General features: G+C 75.7%; 14 protein-coding genes, 2 tRNA genes and 1 pseudogene. 5 read left to right on the top strand and 12 right to left on the bottom strand.

Annotation, left to right across the window (positions count from 1 at the left end):
- Nucleotides 1-25: 25 nt before the first annotated feature.
- Genes PU704_RS06865 through PU704_RS06855 form a run of 3 tightly spaced genes read left to right on the top strand, consistent with a single transcriptional unit; the run spans nucleotide 26 to nucleotide 1,954 of the window.
- Complete coding sequence (locus tag PU704_RS06865; protein WP_277550779.1) at nucleotides 26-418, top strand: GNAT family N-acetyltransferase; 393 nt, start codon at nucleotides 26-28, stop codon at nucleotides 416-418.
- Between the two features lie 10 nt (nucleotides 419-428).
- Entirely contained in the window at nucleotides 429-1,571 is a 1,143-nt protein-coding gene (gene asd / locus PU704_RS06860) for an aspartate-semialdehyde dehydrogenase (RefSeq protein ID WP_277550778.1), read from the top strand.
- Between the two features lie 2 nt (nucleotides 1,572-1,573).
- On the top strand, nucleotides 1,574-1,954 hold the full coding sequence (locus PU704_RS06855) for a GntR family transcriptional regulator (protein WP_238986044.1): 381 nt from the start codon (nucleotides 1,574-1,576) through the stop codon (nucleotides 1,952-1,954).
- A gap of 13 nt (nucleotides 1,955-1,967) precedes the next feature.
- Here the strand turns inward: PU704_RS06855 and PU704_RS06850 are convergent, their stop codons facing one another.
- From PU704_RS06850 to PU704_RS06795, 12 genes and pseudogenes are all read right to left on the bottom strand, one after another.
- Complete coding sequence (locus PU704_RS06850; RefSeq protein WP_277550777.1) at nucleotides 1,968-2,363, bottom strand: PGPGW domain-containing protein; 396 nt, start codon at nucleotides 2,361-2,363, stop codon at nucleotides 1,968-1,970.
- Between the two features lie 10 nt (nucleotides 2,364-2,373).
- Nucleotides 2,374-3,489, bottom strand: coding sequence for a UDP-N-acetylmuramate dehydrogenase (locus tag PU704_RS06845; RefSeq protein ID WP_277550776.1), 1,116 nt, complete (start codon nucleotides 3,487-3,489; stop codon nucleotides 2,374-2,376).
- 10 nt (nucleotides 3,490-3,499) lie between these two features.
- A complete protein-coding gene (locus PU704_RS06840; RefSeq protein ID WP_277550775.1) occupies nucleotides 3,500-4,750 on the bottom strand; it encodes an MFS transporter in 1,251 nt (416 codons plus the stop codon).
- Complete coding sequence (locus tag PU704_RS06835; RefSeq protein WP_075871775.1) at nucleotides 4,747-5,226, bottom strand: MaoC family dehydratase; 480 nt, start codon at nucleotides 5,224-5,226, stop codon at nucleotides 4,747-4,749. The genes PU704_RS06840 and PU704_RS06835 overlap by 4 nt, the downstream gene beginning before the upstream one ends.
- Nucleotides 5,223-5,678: a MaoC family dehydratase N-terminal domain-containing protein gene (locus PU704_RS06830; RefSeq protein ID WP_047803692.1), complete on the bottom strand. Its 456-nt coding sequence runs from the start codon at nucleotides 5,676-5,678 to the stop codon at nucleotides 5,223-5,225. Before PU704_RS06830 ends, PU704_RS06835 begins: the two co-directional genes overlap by 4 nt.
- Before the next feature lie 247 nt (nucleotides 5,679-5,925).
- Nucleotides 5,926-5,999: transfer RNA gene (locus PU704_RS06825), tRNA-Met, on the bottom strand.
- Nucleotides 6,000-6,060: 61 nt separating this feature from the next.
- Nucleotides 6,061-6,132 (bottom strand) — tRNA-Thr (locus PU704_RS06820).
- Nucleotides 6,133-6,610: 478 nt separating this feature from the next.
- Nucleotides 6,611-7,816 (bottom strand): glycosyltransferase family protein, encoded by a 1,206-nt coding sequence (locus PU704_RS06815; RefSeq protein WP_277550799.1) that lies wholly within the window; start codon nucleotides 7,814-7,816, stop codon nucleotides 6,611-6,613.
- A 133-nt stretch (nucleotides 7,817-7,949) separates the two neighbouring features.
- Nucleotides 7,950-8,609, bottom strand: a pseudogene (locus PU704_RS06810) (response regulator transcription factor); the annotation flags it as partial.
- Nucleotides 8,610-8,618: 9 nt separating this feature from the next.
- A complete protein-coding gene (locus tag PU704_RS06805; protein ID WP_277550774.1) occupies nucleotides 8,619-10,217 on the bottom strand; it encodes a sensor histidine kinase in 1,599 nt (532 codons plus the stop codon).
- Between the two features lie 87 nt (nucleotides 10,218-10,304).
- On the bottom strand, nucleotides 10,305-12,176 hold the full coding sequence (locus tag PU704_RS06800; RefSeq protein ID WP_277550773.1) for a DEAD/DEAH box helicase: 1,872 nt from the start codon (nucleotides 12,174-12,176) through the stop codon (nucleotides 10,305-10,307).
- Between the two features lie 239 nt (nucleotides 12,177-12,415).
- The gene (locus PU704_RS06795; RefSeq protein WP_277550772.1) at nucleotides 12,416-13,927 is read right to left on the bottom strand and encodes a DUF2079 domain-containing protein; all 1,512 of its coding nucleotides are present in this window, start codon (nucleotides 13,925-13,927) and stop codon (nucleotides 12,416-12,418) included.
- Between the two features lie 6 nt (nucleotides 13,928-13,933).
- Between PU704_RS06795 and PU704_RS06790 the strand changes: the two genes are divergently transcribed.
- Together PU704_RS06790 and PU704_RS06785 are read left to right on the top strand one after the other, a co-directional pair.
- Complete coding sequence (locus PU704_RS06790) at nucleotides 13,934-14,926, top strand: DNA-3-methyladenine glycosylase family protein (protein ID WP_277550771.1); 993 nt, start codon at nucleotides 13,934-13,936, stop codon at nucleotides 14,924-14,926.
- Nucleotides 14,927-14,988: 62 nt separating this feature from the next.
- Nucleotides 14,989-15,708, top strand: a complete 720-nt coding sequence (locus tag PU704_RS06785; protein ID WP_277550770.1) for a VIT1/CCC1 transporter family protein — start codon at nucleotides 14,989-14,991, stop codon at nucleotides 15,706-15,708.
- Nucleotides 15,709-15,780: the final 72 nt, after the last annotated feature.

Raw genomic sequence — 15,780 nt, 5'->3', positions numbered from 1 at the left:
CCGCACCACGACCAGGAGGACGACCGTGACCGCACCGCACCCCGACCCGGCGATCCGCGACGACGAGCAGCTGCGCGTCGTGGAGAACGCGGACCTCGACCGCTACGAGCTGTGGAACGGGGAGCAGTTCATCGGCTTCGAGGGCTTCCGGAAGCACGAGGACGGCACGGTCGAGCTGCAGCACACCATCATCGCCGAGCAGTTCGGCCGCCAGGGCTACGCCCGCACCCTCGTCACGCTGCTCCTGGAGCGCTTCCGGGCGCAAGGGACCACCGTGCGCCCGACGTGCACCTACGTCCAGGACTACCTGCACCGCTTCCCCCAGTACCAGGACCTCATCGCCGCCGGCAGTGCGCTGCCCCCCGCCCCGGCGGTCAAGGAGAAGCGACGTCGCTGGGCCCTGCACCGCTCCCACTAGACTGGGGGCCATGACTTTTCGCTCGGGTGATCAGGTAGGGTTCGTCGGCTGGCGGGGCATGGTGGGCTCCGTGCTCATGCAGCGCATGCAGGAGGAGGGTGACTTCGCCGGCATCACCCCGGTGTTCTTCTCCACCTCGAGCGCCGGCCGGCCCGCTCCCTCGTTCGCCGGGGACGCCGGGGTGCTGCAGGACGCCTACGACCTCGAGTGCCTGGCCTCGCTCCCGGTGATCGTCACCGCCCAGGGCGGGGACTACACCAAGGCCGTGCACGGCGAGCTGCGCGCCGGCGGATGGGACGGGCTGTGGATCGACGCCGCCTCGACCCTGCGGATGAACGACGACGCCATCATCGTGCTGGACCCGGTCAACCGCGACGTCATCGACCGGGGCCTCGAGGCCGGCGTGAAGGATTTCGTGGGCGGCAACTGCACGGTCTCCTGCCTGCTCGTGGGCCTGGGCGGGCTGTTCCGCAACGACCTCGTCGAGTGGGCCACGTCCATGACCTACCAGGCGGCCTCCGGCGGCGGGGCCCGGCACATGCGCGAGGTGCTCACGCAGTTCGGGGCCCTGCACGGCGCCGTGGCCGACGCGCTCGCCGACCCCGCCTCCGCGATCCTGGAGATCGACCGCAGGGTTCTCGAGACCCAGCGCGGCGACGCCCTGGACAGCTCGATGTTCGGCGCGCCCCTCTCCGGCTCCTTGATCCCCTGGATCGACGCCGACCTCGGCAACGGGCAGTCCCGTGAGGAGTGGAAGTCCGCGGCCGAGACGAACAAGATCCTCGGCCGCACGGACCGCTTCGCCCAGGACTGGGTGCCCATGGACGGGCTGTGCGTGCGCATCGCCACGATGCGCTCGCACTCCCAGGCCCTGACGCTCAAGCTGCGCGAGGACCTGCCGGTGGAGGAGATCGAGCGGATCATCGACGCCGACAACGAGTGGGCCACCGTGGTGCCCAACACGAAGGAGGACACGATGCGGGCCCTGACCCCCGTGGCGACCTCCGGGACGCTGCAGATCCCCGTGGGCCGGATCCGCAAGCTCGCCATGGGCCCGGAGTACATCAGCGCCTTCACGATCGGCGACCAGCTGCTGTGGGGCGCGGCCGAGCCGCTGCGCCGCATGCTGCGCATCGCCACCGGCACCCTCTAGCCGTGGCCGGGACCGGGGTGCCCGCGGGGCTGGCCGTCGATCCGGCCGATCCGCGCCCGCCCTACGAGCAGCTGCGGCAGGCGGTGCTGCGGGGCCGGGAGGACGGCACGCTGCCGGCGGGCACCCGGCTCCCGCCGGTGCGCCGGCTCGCCGAGGCGCTCGGTCTCGCGGCGAACACCGTGGCCAAGGCCTACCGGGAGCTGGAGTCCGCCGGCGTGATCGAGACCCGCGGCCGCCTGGGCAGCTTCGTGCGTGCCGGGGACCGCGGCGAGGAGCTGGCCGTCGAGGCCGCCCGCCGCTACGCCGAGACGGTCGCCGGGCTCGGGATCCCGTCCGCACGGGCCCTGGAGCTCGTCGCCGCGCAGCTGCGCCGGTCCGGCTGAGCCCCGGCCGGGCTCAGGCCCCGGGACTGCGCAGGTGACGCGGCCCCGGCACCAGCCCGGCCGGGCCGGTCAGCGCCCGGCGGTGCCGGCCCTCCGCGGTGCGGGCCAGCCACCACCGCCACCAGCGCATGACCTGCCCCTTGGCCCACACGTTGAGCCGGTGCGCCCAGTGGTACTCGGTGCTCCAGATGCCCAGGCCCAGGAAGATCGCCAGCCACCCCGGTCCCGGGGCGACGAGCATGACCAGCCCGGCCAGCACGAACACCCCGCCGAGGACCGTCACGACGGTCTTGTAGGCGACGAAGACCAGCGGGTGGCCCCGGGCCCAGGTGCGCACCCGGCCCAGCGTCCGGCGCACCCGGCCCTCGGAGTCCTCCCCCTGGGCGATCTCGTCCTCGAGGCTGCTCACCGCGGCCGCCTCAGACCCCTGTGCCCACGATGACGGGCTCCGCGACCAGGTCGACCCCGTAGACCGAGGCCACGCCGTCGCGCACGGTGCGGGCCAGGGCCATGAGGTCGGCCGCGGAGGCGTCCCCGCGGTTGGTCAGCGCGAGCGTGTGCTTGGTGGAGAGCGAGGCCCGGCCCCCGGCGACCGCGGCGCCGTCGAGGTCCAGCACCTCGTTGCGCGTCCCGGGCAGCCCGAAGCCCTTGCCGAAGCCGGCGTGGTCGATGAGCCAGGCGGCCGAGAGCTTGACCCGGTCCTCCAGCGGGTGCCCGGCGGCGTCCACCACGGGGAACCGGGGGGCGTCGGCGGGCAGCAGGTCCCCGAGCGCGGCCGCGGGGAGGATCGGGTTGGTGAAGAACGAGCCGGTGCTGTACGTGTCCCGGTCGGCGGGGTCGAGCACCATGCCCTTGCCGGCCCGCAGGGCCAGGACCGTCTCCCGGACCCGCGCCAGCGGGGCCCGCTCCCCCACCTCGACGCCCAGCCGGCGGGCGAGCTCGCCGTAGCGGACGGGGGCGCTGTCCGTCCCGCGCGCGAGCCGGAAGCGCACGGCGAGGACCACGTGGCGGGGCGAGCCGTCCACGGTGCTGCGCTTGAGCGCCGAGTCGCGGTAGGCGAACGCCAGCTCGGCCGGGCCGAACTCCCGCACCCGGCGCTCGTGCCGGTCCCAGGCGCGCACGAGCTCCACGGTCTGGGCGACCTCCTGGCCGTAGGCGCCCACGTTCTGCACCGGGGTGGCGCCGGTGGTGCCCGGGATGCCGGAGAGCGCCTCGACGCCCACCAGCTCCTCGGCCACGGCCTGCGCCACGAGCTCGTCCCAGGAGTGCCCGGCCTGGACCTCCAGGAGCACGCTGGCGGCGTCCTCCGCCACGACCTGCACGCCCCGGGAGGCCACGTGCACCACGGTGCCCGCGTACCCGGCGTCGGCCGTGATGAGGTTGGAGCCGCCGCCGACCACGAGCACGGCCCGCCCGGCGGCGTCGGCCTCCGCCACGGCCTCCACGACCGCCCGCTCGGTCTCCGCCCGCACGTAGTGCCGGGCGGGACCGCCGACGGCGGCGGTGGTGAGGTCTGCGAGGTGAGGGGTCGTCATGGCACCCAGTTTATCGGCCGTCCCGGGGCGAGCCGGCGCCGACGGCCCGCGGCGGCGCGGAGGGGTTCGCCGGGCGCAGGGCGGGGACCAGGAGCAGGGAGACGACGACGAACAGCGCCACGGCGCCCAGCGCCGGGCGCACCCCGACCGCGTCGCCGAGCAGGCCCAGCAGCGGCGGGCCGCCGAGGAAGGCGCCGTAGCCGATGGTCGAGACGACCGAGACGTTGGCGGCCGCGTTCTCGGTGTCGTCCGCGGCGGCGGACATGCCGACCGGGAAGCCGAGGGAGACCCCCAGGCCCCACACGAACAGTCCCGCCAGCCCGAGCCCCAGCCACGGGGAGAGCACGAACACGCCGAGGCCCGCCGCGGCCAGGGTGCCCGCCGCCCGGAGGATCGTCACCCGCCCGAACCGGTCGAGCAGCGGGGTCCCGGCGAGCCGGCCGGCGGTCATCGCGGTCACGAAGATCCCGTAGCCCAGGGCGCCGAGCGCCTCGGAGGTGCCGTAGCCCTGGGTCAGGGCGAGCGCCACCCAGTCGTTGGCCGCGCCCTCGGCGAGGGCCACGCCCAGCACGAAGAGCCCGACCACGAGGTTGCGCGGGGTGCGCCACGCGCCGCGCACCCCGTGCGTGCGCGGGGACGCGGCGGCGACGGCCTCGAGGTCCAGGGACCCGGTGTCGGTGCGCGGCTCCGGCCGGGCGCGGGGGTCCTCCCCCTGGAAGGAGCGCACCGCCGTGCGGACGAGCGCCAGGACCACCACGGCCATGACCCCCGTGTGCCAGGCCACCGGCACCCCGAGGGCCGCGGCGCCGGCGCCGATCCCCGCGCCGAGCACGGTGCCGACCGAGAAGAACGCGTGCATGACCGGCATGACCGTGCGGCCGAGCGCGCTCTCGCAGGCCACGCCCTCGACGTTGGCGGCCACGTTCCAGGTGGCCAGGCCGGTGCCGAAGAGCAGGAAGCCGGCCGTGGCCACGGGCAGGGACCCGGCCGCGGAGGCGCCGGCGCCGATGAGCACGAGCCCGGCCGCGACGAGGGCGGAGGTGAGGCGCAGGGCGCGGGCCGGGCCCAGCCGCGCCACCGTGACCCCGGACAGCGACACGGACACGAAGGCAGCCACCGTCTGGGTGAGCAGCAGCGCCCCCAGCCCGGCGGGCGAGAGCCCGAGTCCGTCGGCGATGGCGGGCAGGCGGGTCAGCCAGGCCGAGAGCGCCAGCCCCGAGGCGAGGTAGACGGCGAGGACCGCGTCCCGCCAGGACCTCATGCCAGCTGCACCACGGCTTGGGCCTTCACCAGCACCTTGAGCTGCGCGGCGGTCGCCGGGTCGGCGTCCGGCGCAGCGAGGTCGGGGGCGGTCACGGTGAGGTCGACGCGCGCGGTGCGGGCGGCGGCGTCGAGCGCCCCGATCCGCCCGCTGACCGTGAGCGCGGTGGAGGCCTCGACCGCGGTCCCGAAGCGGTTGGGCACCACGACCGGCTTGGTGAAGCGGGTCTGGTAGTCGACGACGGCGCCGGGGTCGCCGGCCCAGTCGGTGACGAGCTGCACGGCCGCCCCCATGGTGAGCATCCCGTGGGCGATGACGTCGGGCAGGTCCACGGCCCGGGCGAACTGCTCGTTCCAGTGGATGGGGTTGAGGTCCCCGGAGGCGCCGGCGTAGCGGACCAGGTCCGCGCGGGAGAGCTCGATGCGGCGCTGCCCGATCTCCTGGCCCTTCTCGAGATCGTCGAAGGCGATGCTCATGCGTCCTGCTCCTCTCCGCGCACCAGCAGGGACGACACGGTGGTGGCGACCTGTTCGCCGTCCGCGGTGCGGATCTCGGCCCGGGACGTCACCATGGCGCCCGCGCCCATGGCCCGGACCTGGTCCACGTGCAGCTCGGCCACGAGCTCGTCGCCGGCGACGATCGGGCGGTGGTGGGTGAAGCGCTGGTCGGCGTGGACCACGCGCGAGAAGTCGATGCCGGCCTCGGGGTCGGCGATGAGCGCGGCGTCGGCGCGCTGGGCGACGACGATCGCGAACGTGGGGGGCGCCACGAGATCGGCGTGCCCGAGCGACCGGGCGGCCTCGACGTCGTGGTGGGCGGGGTGGCCGGCCTGGACGGCGCGGGCGAACTCGCGGATCGCCTCGCGGCCGACGCTGTAGGTCTCGGTCGGCGGATAGGTCCGCCCGACCAGATCGGGGTTCAGGGGCATGGCAGCTCCTCGCTGGACGGCGCCGCGCTGGAGCGGCAGGAACCCGCCCAGTCTACGGCGGGGCTCCTCGCCGTCGTGGCCCACCGTCCGGGCGCGCTCCGGCCGGTGGGCTCCCCGGCGGGGGGCCGGCCCGGCGCCGGCCCGGCGCCGGGCCGGCGCCGGGCCGGCGCCGCGGGGCCCGGGCGGGAAGCCGCCGGTGCGGCACGACAAAAGCCCGTGACCGGCAAGGGTCACGGGCTTTTCGCCGTAGCGGTGGACGGGCTCGATCCGTCGACCTCACGATTATGAGTCGTGCGCTCTAACCAGCTGAGCTACACCGCCAGGTAGATGGGAAACCGTGGCGCACGGCCTGGTGGCCGTGCCCACGGGATCTCATCACGAGAGCCCCGACCGGGAATCGATCCCGGGACCTCCATCTTACCAAGATGGCGCTCTACCACTGAGCTATCGGGGCAACGACGAAGACTCTACCAGCACGTTTCGGCAAAACAAAAATCGCCGCAGGCCCCCGCCGGGCGCTCGGCCGGCAGCTGCCTCCCCGGCCCGCGGCCCCCTACGGGGGGTGGTCCCTCACCGTCCTCCGGCGGCGCTCCCGGCGGCGCCGGGGAGCCCTGCGGCGAGGCGCGGAACATGCCGGGGCCCTCGCCGCCGCCGTCGTCCCGGCCGGGACCGGGCGGCGCGGGCCGGACCGGCAGGGGCAGCTGCGCCGGCGGTGCGGGGTCGACCGGCACGGACAGCGACGACGGCGTGGGGGTGCCGCCGACGGAGACGCCGTCCCGCACGACCTCCGTCCCGTCCGGACCGCCGAGCACGTGCCACAGCAGCAGCACCGTCCCTCCGACGAGCCCGAGCGACACCGCCGCCCGGAGCGCCCGTCTCCCGCCCCGTGCCGGGGACCCGGGCGGGACGGGCTCGGTCACCGGAGGCCGCCGTCAGGCGTTCAGCCCGGCGAGCACGAGCTCGGAGCTGTCCTCGGGGCACGGCCCGGGCAGCAGGCACGCGGCGAGGGCGGGCGCCACGCGCAGCCCGTCGAGGGCGAGGTGCCCGCGCGGCCGCACCGTGCCGACCACGCGGTGCAGCCATCCGCCGAGCGCGGCGCCGGTCAGGGAGTCCGGGGTCAGGACGTCGACCGCGCCGTGCCCCTGGAGGGCCCGGGCCCGGGCCAGCTGCTCCGGCCCGGCGCCTGCCTGGGGCACCACGAGCGCGGGGGCGTCCGTGCCGAGGATCTCCGCGACCGGGCCGTAGCCGGCCGAGGACACGACGGCGGCCGCGTCCGCGACCTCGGCGAGCGCGTCCGGCAGGCCGGGCAGGCCGGGCAGGACGAGCGTGCCGGGCACGGCGGCCGCGCGCACCTGGGCGGCGTGCTCCGCGGGCATCCCCGGCCCGGTGACCAGCACGTGGCGGTGACCGTGCGGGACCCGGGTGCGGGCGGCCGCGAGGGCCAGCCGGGAACCCTCGGGCCCGGTGCCCGCCAGCGTCAGGACGTGGGGCGCGACGCCGCCGGCGGTGCGCCGTCCGGGGGCGGCGCCCGCCGTCAGGTAGCCGGTGCAGCGGACCAGGCCGGCGAGCGCGGCGGGGATCTCGCCGGTGGACAGGGGGTCGTGCACGGCCGGGTCGCCGTAGACCCAGATCTGGTCGTACGCCTCCTGGAGCAGGCCGACGTCCTCGGGGGCGACCCACTCGGGGGCCGCGGCCCAGGACTCACCGAGCACCTCCGGCAGGCCCAGGACGACGACCGTTCCGGGAGAGCCGGCGCGCAGCCTCAGCAGCGGCTCCAGCAGCTCCCGGTCCGGTCCCCAGGGCCGGCCGTCCACCACGACCAGGTGCGGGCGGACGTCGGTGAGCACGGCGTCCACCATCTCGGAGCGCACGCGCGCGGCGGACACGGCCGGCCCGTCGGGGACGCGCCCGTCGGCGTCCTGCCCGACCCCGGGCAGGACCACCTGGTCGAACCCCTCGGGCCACGTGCGGGAGCCGGCGACGTCGGCGCCGGTCAGCAGCACGCCCGCCGCCCGGCGCCCGGTCAGCACCGGCAGCTGCCGGGCGAGGGCCCCGGCCAGCGCCAGGTTCCGCCGGGCGTGGCCCTGTCCCCCGCGGTCGTGCGAGTACAGCACCAGCCGCAGGTCGTCGTCGCGCATCGCGTCCTCCTCGCGGAGGCCCGGACGGTCCGGCGTGGTTCCTCCGCCGTCGAGTGTGGCCCCCGGACATGACGGGGACATGAGGCGTCGATGAGAGGGCTTTCATCGACGGCCCCGGGCCCGCGCAGAGGAGGGCCAGGCGGTAACCGGCCCCCCGCACGGTCACGATGCGCTCCGCGCCGAGCTTGGCGCGCAGGTGCCGGACGTAGACGTCGACCACGTTGGACGATCCGGCGAAGTCGTAGCCCCAGACCTTGGCCAGCAGCTGGTCGCGGGTGAGCACCCGACCCGGGTTCTCGAGGAAGGCCCGGGCCATGGCGAACTCACGGGCGGAGAGCTCGATCTCCCGGCCCTCGACCACCGCGCACCGCGTGTCCAGGTCCAGGGCCAGGCCCCCGTAGCTCAGCCGCTCCGGGGCGGACCGGTCCGCGGGACGGTCCCGCAGCCGGGCCCGGACGCGGGCGAGCAGCTCCTGGAAGCGGAACGGTTTGGCGAGGTAGTCGTCGGCCCCCTGGTCCAGGCCCGCCACCGTGTCCGCCACGGAGTCGCGGGCCGTGCACATGATCACCGGCAGCGAGCTGCCCATGGCGCGCAGCGCCGAGAGCACGGTGAACCCGTCCATGCCGGGCAGGCCGACGTCGAGGACGAGCAGGTCGAACTCCCCCGTGCTGGCGTAGTCGAGGGCGCTGCGCCCGTCCTCCACCACGGTGGTGGTGTAGCCGGCGGCGCGCAGGCCCTTCTGGACGAAGCGGGAGATCCGTTCCTCGTCCTCGGCGATGAGGATGCTCACCACCGGGTGCCCCTAGGCCCTGAGGCCGGCTCGCACCGGCGGGGAGGTGTCCGCGGCGGGGGCGCCCGCGGAGGAGCCCGCGGCGGGGGCCGCAGGGGCGGCGGGGGCGGCGGGCCGGGAGTCGGGCAGCCGGAGGGTGAAGGTGGCTCCCTGCCCGGGGCTCGAGCGCAGGGTCACGGTCCCGCCGTGGCCCTGGGCGATGGCCGCGACGATGGCGAGGCCGAGCCCGGAGCCCTCCACGGTGCGCCCGGACTCGGCGCGGCCGAAGCGCTCGAAGATCCGCTGCTGGTCCTCCGGCGCCACGCCCACGCCGGTGTCCCGGACCCACACCTCGAGGTGCCGCCCCGGTGTGCCGGTGCCGGGGCCGGCCGGTCCCGGCGCCCAGGCCGCTCCGAGGGCCACGGACTCCCCCGGACCGGTGAACTTGACCGCGTTGGCCGCGAGCTGGACCACGGCCTGGGTCAGCCGCTGCCCGTCGGCCAGGATCCGCCCCTCGGCCCGGGACTCCAGGATCCACCGCCGGTCGCCCAGTGCGCGCAGCCGCTCCAGGGTCCGCTCCAGCCACACGGGCACGTCGAGGGTGCCGGGGCGGATGAAGTCCGTCCGCTGGGCCGTGGCCAGCAGGAGCAGGTCCTCCACGAGCCGGTTCATCCGCTCGATCTCGTCCAGCAGGAGCGCCCGGGTCTCCTCCACGTCCGCCGGGTCCTGCTCGTCCATCAGCTCGAGGTTGCCGTGCAGGATCGTCAGCGGGGTGCGCAGCTCGTGGGCGGCGTCGTCGAGGAACTGGCGCTGCTGGACGAAGGCCGCCTCGATCCGGTCGAGCATGCCGTTGAAGTTCTCGGCGAGCCGGCCCACGTCCGAGTCGTTCTGCGCCACGGGCACGCGCTGTCCGAGGTCGTCGGGGCTGATCTGCGCGGTGGCCCGGCGCAGCCGGGTGATCGGGGCGGTGACCCGCCCGACCAGGACGTAGGCCACCAGGCCGGTGACGCCCACGGTCAGGGCCGAGACGCCGAGGTAGCGCCACAGCGAGTCGAGGATGATCGCCCGCTGGGCCCCCATGTCGACGCCCACCACGAGGTAGCCCTGGCGGGGGTCCGCGTCGAGGAGCACCGAGATGACGCCCAGGCGCAGCTGCCGCCCGCTCTGCTCGACGTCGAAGACCACGGTCTGCCCCGGGAGGGCGCGGTCGGCGACCGCGGCCAGCGTGCCGGGGTCGTCGAGCTCGAACCGGGACCGGTCCGCGTGCTCGAAGACCGGCTCCCCGTCGATCACCGCCAGCACGCTCTCGTACTGGCCCGGGACCGTGGTGGTCATGAAGGAGTAGAAGAGCCGGCGGAGGTCGGTGAACCGTTCCTCGGAGCGGGCGTCCAGGTCGTCGGAGAGGGGCGCCCCCGGTCGCAGGGGGCCGCGCTCGGCCAGCCTCTGCAGCTCCCCGGCCTCCTGGACCAGCTCGCGCTGCACCGACTCGTCGAGGTCCACGAGCCGCAGGTAGTGGGTCAGGCCGCCCACCGCGAGCAACGCCACGGTCAGGACGGCCAGGGTCGTGGCGAGCACCCTGGTGCGGACGGAACGCAGCTCCGTCCGCAGCCTCCCCCAGCGCGCGACCGCCATGCGCGGAAGTCTAGCCCCGGGAGCTGGGAAGAGGGTGGGCCGTCCGGCCCACCCTCACCCGGCGGCACCGGGGTGCCGCCGTCCGGCTCAGTAGTTCTTGTGGCGCGGCTTGCGGTGCGGCCGGTCGCCGTCGCGCTCCCCGGCCGAGTACCCGGGCTTGCGCCCCTGGTAGCCGCCGCGGGACTCCCCGCCCCGGGGGCCGCCGCGGCGGGGGCGGTCCTGGTAGGAGGAGGTGCTCCGCGGCCGGGCCCGGCCGCCGGCGCCCGCGCCGCGGTCGGCCTCGAGCTGGATGAGCTCACCGTTGATGCGGGTGCGGGAGAGCCGGTCCAGGGTGGAGGCGGGCAGGTTCTCCGGCAGGCCCACGAGGGTGTGCGTGGAGCGGATGTCGATCGCCCCGATCTGCTCGCCGCTCAGGCCGCCCTCGTTGGTGAGCGCGCCCACCACGGAGCCCGGGGACACGCGGTGGCGGTGGCCCACGGCCAGCCGGTACGTGGCCATGCCCTTCTCGGTGCGCGGCTCGCGCCGCGGCCGGTCGTCGCCGTCCCGGCCCGGGCGCTCGCGGTCCCGGCTGCGCTGCGGCGGCTCGGGCAACTCCTCCACGAAGAAGGGCCGCCCGTCCTGGGCCATCACGGCGATCGCAGCGGCGATCTCCACGGCGTCGACGTCGTGCTCGGCCTGGTACTGCTCGACGAGCTCGCGGAACTGGCCGAGGTCCTCGGACTCCATGGTGTCCGTGATCTGCTGGGCGAACTTGTCCTTGCGGGTGCGGTTGACGTCCTCGGTGGAGGGCATGCGCATGAGCTCCACCGGCTGGCGGGTGGCCTTCTCGATGGCCCGCAGCAGGTACTTCTCCCGCGGGGTCATGAACAGGATCGCCTCGCCGGAGCGCCCGGCGCGGCCCGTGCGGCCGATCCGGTGCACGTAGGACTCGGTGTCGTGGGGGATGTCGTAGTTGACGACGAGGGAAATTCGCTCGACGTCGAGGCCGCGGGCGGCGACGTCCGTGGCCACGAGGATGTCGATCTTGCCCTCGCGCAGGGCCTCCACGGTGCGCTCGCGCATGTTCTGCGGGATGTCGCCGTTGATGGCGGCGGCGGCGTAGCCGCGGGCCTTGAGCCGGTCGGCGACCTCCTCGGTGGCGGCCTTGGTGCGCACGAAGACGATGACGCCGTCGTAGTCCCCGACCTCGAGGATGCGGGTCATGGCCTCCATCTTGTGCGAGCCCATGACCTGCAGGTAGCGCTGCCGGGTGTTGGTGCCCGTGGTGGTCTTGCCCTTGACCGCGATCTCCTGCGGGTCGCGCAGGTACTGCTTGGCGATCTTGCGGATGGCCGGGGGCATGGTCGCGGAGAACAGCGCGACCTGCTTCTCGACCGGCGTCTGGGACAGGATCTCCTCGACGTCCTCCGCGAAGCCCATCCGCAGCATCTCGTCGGCCTCGTCGAGGACCACGTACTGCAGGTGGGACAGGTCCAGGGAGCCCTTCTTGAGGTGGTCGATCACGCGGCCGGGCGTGCCGACGACCACCTGGGCGCCGCGGCGCAGACCGGCCAGCTGCGGGCCGTAGGGGGAGCCGCCGTAGACCGGCAGGACGGTGAAGTCCTCGAGGTGGCCGGCGTAGGAGGAGAACGCCTCGCCGACCTGGAGGGCGAGCTCGCGGGTCGGGGCGAGCACGAGCACCTGGGTGTCGCGGGAGACGCCGTTGACGTCGGAGAGCTCGGCGAGCCGGGACAGGGCGGGCACCGCGAAGGCCGCGGTCTTGCCGGTGCCGGTCTGGGCGAGGCCCACGACGTCCTTGCCCGCCAGCAGCGCCGGGATGGTCGCGGCCTGGATGGGGGTGGGGTTCTCGTAGCCGACCTCGTCGAGGGTGGCGAGCACGCGGGGGTCGATGCCCAGCTCGGCGAAGGTGGTGGTGCGCTCCTCGGCGGTGCCGGGCGCGGTGGAGGTGTCGGTGGTCATGGGGCGGTGCCTCGTTCTGTGCGGGTGGCGGCCCGGGAGCGTTCCCAGGGGCGTCGGCCACGGTCGTGGTGTCCGGACGTCCCTGCCAACCACTTGGAGCCCCGCGCGGGGCGGGAGCGTCGGACTCGGCGCGGACGGGCCGCGGCCGAACACGATGCGCGTCATGGCATCGCGTTGCACGAGAAAGTGAGGGAGTGACCGGATTCGGTCCGACCACTCTATCGCACCCGGCGGCCCGTTCAGTCCCGGCGCCGCACGAGCACCAGGTGGTCCTCGTCACGCACCACCGTGTACTGGGGCCCGTAGCGCTCCCGGGCGTAGCCGGCGACGTCCCCGGGCGGGCTCCCGCCCCACGTGGCGCCGAGCCGGTCGACCACCACGTACTCCGGGGCGGGGTCGCCCTCGGTGCCCAGCCAGTGCACCTCGGCGCGGGGGACGAGGTGGTGGATCAGCGTCAGGTCCGTGGCCACGCTCGCCCCACGGGGGACGGCGGCGAGGACCGCCTCCTTGGCGGCTGCGCGGGGGTCCGGCCGGTACGCGACCGGGTCGGCGAGATCGGCCAGCGGCCGGCCGGGCAGCAGCACCAGCGCCACCGCCAGGGCCAGGGCCGGTGCGGCGCGGGCGAGCCGGTGCAGCCGCCCGTGCCGCAGGCACAGCACGGCGTCGAGCAGGGCGAGCAGGACCACGGGCATGAGCACCGCGCTGTAGTGCCACCCCGTGCCCCAGTAGCCGTGGTTCGGGGAGAGCATCCGCCACGCCAGCGTGGGCAGGGCCACGAGCGCCAGCGGCGAGCGCAGCGCGAGCACCACCCCGGTGGCCAGCAGCGCCAGCCAGGTCAGCGCCTTCTGCCCCGGCACCACGAGGGAGACCAGCGCCGCCACGGGGTCGGCCGCCGCGGCGGCGAGGTCCAGCCGGTCGGCGTAGGCGAACCGGCCGTCCGGGCTGAGCGCGGGCAGCACCACGGCGATCGCCAGGACGGAGCAGGCGAGCCCCCACACGGCGAGGCCCAGACCGAGCAGCACCGGGCCGCGGTCCCCGTCCGCCTCCCGGTGGGCCCGCCAGGCGAGCACGAGGCCGAGCACCGCCACGGTGACGCCGAGGTCCTCCTTGACGAGGGCGACGGGCGCGGCCCACAGCGCGGCCGGCGTCCAGCGCCGCTCCACCAGGCAGCCCAGGGCGAGCACGAGCAGCGGGAGGGCGAAGGCGACCTCGTGGAACTGCACCGCCACGGCGGCCTGCAGCCCGAAGCTCAGCCCGTAGGCCAGCCCCAGGGCCGCACCCGGCGCCGGACCGAGACCGCGGACCGCGAAGCCGGTCAGCGCCGCGGCGGAGACGGCCACGAGCACGTCCTGGAGCACCAACAGGGTCAGCGCGGAGGGGAACAGGGCGTAGAGCGGGCCCAGCAGGACGAGGATCGGGTGGAAGTGGTCGCCCAGCAGGTTGGCGCCGTGCCCCTTGAGGTGCACGACCGGCCCGTGCCCGCCCGCGTAGGACTTGGCCAGCTGGGTGAATATCCCCAGGTCCCAGGACGGGACCTCCCACCGGTGCCACTGCAGCAGGGACCACCACACGTACAGGACGAGCACCAGCGCCCCCACGCCCGGGGGCACCAGCCGCGCCCGCCCGGTGAGGGGTGCGGGCGGCGGGGCCGGGGCTGCGGGGCGCCGGAGCGCGGTGGCGGGCATGGCCTCCTCGGTGGCTGGGCGGCCCGCCCGGACCGGCGCGGCGCCGTCGGACAGGACTGCCATCATGGTCTCATGACCGCCACCGCTCCCCCGTCCGCCGGCCCCCGCCCGGCCCGGCCCGCGGACGCCGAGCTGGTGTGGGACCCCGAGGGCGCCCTGCACCTGGGGCAGACCCTCGGGGTGCTCTCGCGCGGGGCGGGCGATCCGCTGGTCCGGGTGACGGCGCCCGACTGCGTGTGGGTCACCGCCCGCACGGCGGCGGGACCCGTGGCGGCGCGGTTCTCCCGCGCCGGGGCGGGCCGGCCGCTGCAGCGGCCCGTGCTGGTGCGCGCCTGGGGTCCCGGGGCGGCGGAGTTCCTCGCGGAGGCCCCGCGGTGGGCCGGGGCGGAGGACTCCTGGGCGGAGTTCGAGGCCTCGGAGGCCTTCCGCGCCCTGCCGCACCGGCTGGCCGCGGCGCGTCACCACCACCCGGGCCTGCGGCTGCCCTCGACCGGGCGGCTGCTGGACCGGGCGGTGCTGTCGGTGCTGGAGCAGCGCGTGACCGTGCGCGAGGCCGTGGCCGCGCACCGCCGGCTCGTCCGCCGCCACGGCGAGCCCCCTCCGGGGCCGGCCCCCGAGGGGATGCGCATCCCCCCGGCCGCCGAGGCGTGGCGGTCGGTGCCCTCGTGGGAGTGGCACCGGGCCGGGGTCGACGGCGCGCGGGCCGCCACCGTCCGGCGCGTGGCCGAGCGGGCCCCGGCTCTGGAGCGCCTGGGCCGCGGCCCGCTGGACGCCGGCCTGCACCGGGCCCTGCGCTCGATCCCGGGTCTGGGCCCGTGGACGGCCGCGGAGATCCTTCAGTGCACGCACGGGGACCCCGACTCGGTCAGCGTCTTCGACTTCCACCTCGCGGACACCGTGTGCTGGTTCTTCGACCGCCGTCCCGGTGACGACCGGCGGATGCTCGAGCTGCTCGAGCCGTGGCGGGGAGACCGGCAGCGGGTCGTGCGCCTGCTGCGGGCCTCGGGCTTCCGCAAGCCCTCGTTCGCCCCGCGGCTGCACCCGGAGGACCACCGGCACCGGTGACGCCCGGTGAGGACATCCTGTCCTTCCTGGCAGGACGGCGCCGCCGGGCGTTCAATGGAGCCATGACGACCGAACACGTGATCGAGGAGCCGCACGGCGCGGGCTACACCGAGCGGATGAACAAGCTGCGGGCCGGGGTGCTGGGCGCCAACGACGGCATCGTCTCGGTGGCCGCGGTCGTGGTGGGCGTGGCCGGCGCCACGACGAGCACCAGCGCGATCGTCCTGGCCGGGGGCGCCGCCCTGGTCGGCGGTGCCCTGTCCATGGCCCAGGGCGAGTACGTGTCCGTGTCCAGCCAGGCGGACTCCCACCGGGCCCTCGTCGAGAAGGAGAAGCAGGAGCTGCTCGACATGCCCGAGGCCGAGCTCCGCGAGCTCGCCGAGATCTACCGGGCCAAGGGTCTGTCCGTCGGCACGGCCCGGCAGGTGGCGCGGGAGCTCACCGAGCACGACGCCCTGGCCGCGCATCTGGACGCGGAGCTCAACATCGACCAGGAGGACATCGTCAGCCCGTGGGGCGCGGCGGTCGCCTCGGCGCTGTCCTTCCTCGTGGGGGCGATGCTGCCCATGCTGGCGATCCTCCTGCCGCCGGAGGCCTGGCGGATCCCGGTCACCTTCGTCGCCGTGCTCGCCGCCCTGGCCGTCACCGGCTGGCTGGGCGCCCAGCTCGGCGGCACCCCGCAGCGCGGCCGCGCGGTGGTGCGCGTGGTGGTCGGCGGGGCGCTGGCCCTGGTGGCCACCTTCGCGCTCGGCTCGCTGTTCGGCGTCGCCGGCGTCGCCTGACCCGCGCGTCCCGGGCTCGCGTTCCGCCCACGACGACGCCGGGCCCCGCCTCCTCGGAGGCGGGGCCCGGCG

The organism is Kocuria oceani (assembly GCF_029524215.1).
In the GTDB taxonomy this organism is placed as follows: Bacteria; Actinomycetota; Actinomycetes; order Actinomycetales; family Micrococcaceae; genus Kocuria; species Kocuria oceani.
Note: the sequence above shows the minus strand (reverse complement) of the source record. Positions and strands in the feature narration are given on the sequence as shown.

What these genes read in the sequence shown, in the direction of transcription:
- PU704_RS06805 (WP_277550774.1), bottom strand. Translation starts at nt 10,217, where the DNA reads ATGGCGGTCGCGCGCTGGGGGAGGCTGCGGACGGAGCTGCGTTCCGTC.
- PU704_RS06785 (WP_277550770.1), top strand. Translation starts at nt 14,989, where the DNA reads ATGACGACCGAACACGTGATCGAGGAGCCGCACGGCGCGGGCTACACC.
- PU704_RS06835 (WP_075871775.1), bottom strand. Translation starts at nt 5,226, where the DNA reads ATGAGCATCGCCTTCGACGATCTCGAGAAGGGCCAGGAGATCGGGCAG.
- PU704_RS06800 (WP_277550773.1), bottom strand. Translation starts at nt 12,176, where the DNA reads ATGACCACCGACACCTCCACCGCGCCCGGCACCGCCGAGGAGCGCACC.
- asd (WP_277550778.1), top strand. Translation starts at nt 429, where the DNA reads ATGACTTTTCGCTCGGGTGATCAGGTAGGGTTCGTCGGCTGGCGGGGC.
- PU704_RS06830 (WP_047803692.1), bottom strand. Translation starts at nt 5,678, where the DNA reads ATGCCCCTGAACCCCGATCTGGTCGGGCGGACCTATCCGCCGACCGAG.
- PU704_RS06845 (WP_277550776.1), bottom strand. Translation starts at nt 3,489, where the DNA reads ATGACGACCCCTCACCTCGCAGACCTCACCACCGCCGCCGTCGGCGGT.
- PU704_RS06840 (WP_277550775.1), bottom strand. Translation starts at nt 4,750, where the DNA reads ATGAGGTCCTGGCGGGACGCGGTCCTCGCCGTCTACCTCGCCTCGGGG.
- PU704_RS06815 (WP_277550799.1), bottom strand. Translation starts at nt 7,816, where the DNA reads ATGCGCGACGACGACCTGCGGCTGGTGCTGTACTCGCACGACCGCGGG.
- PU704_RS06790 (WP_277550771.1), top strand. Translation starts at nt 13,934, where the DNA reads ATGACCGCCACCGCTCCCCCGTCCGCCGGCCCCCGCCCGGCCCGGCCC.
- PU704_RS06795 (WP_277550772.1), bottom strand. Translation starts at nt 13,927, where the DNA reads ATGATGGCAGTCCTGTCCGACGGCGCCGCGCCGGTCCGGGCGGGCCGC.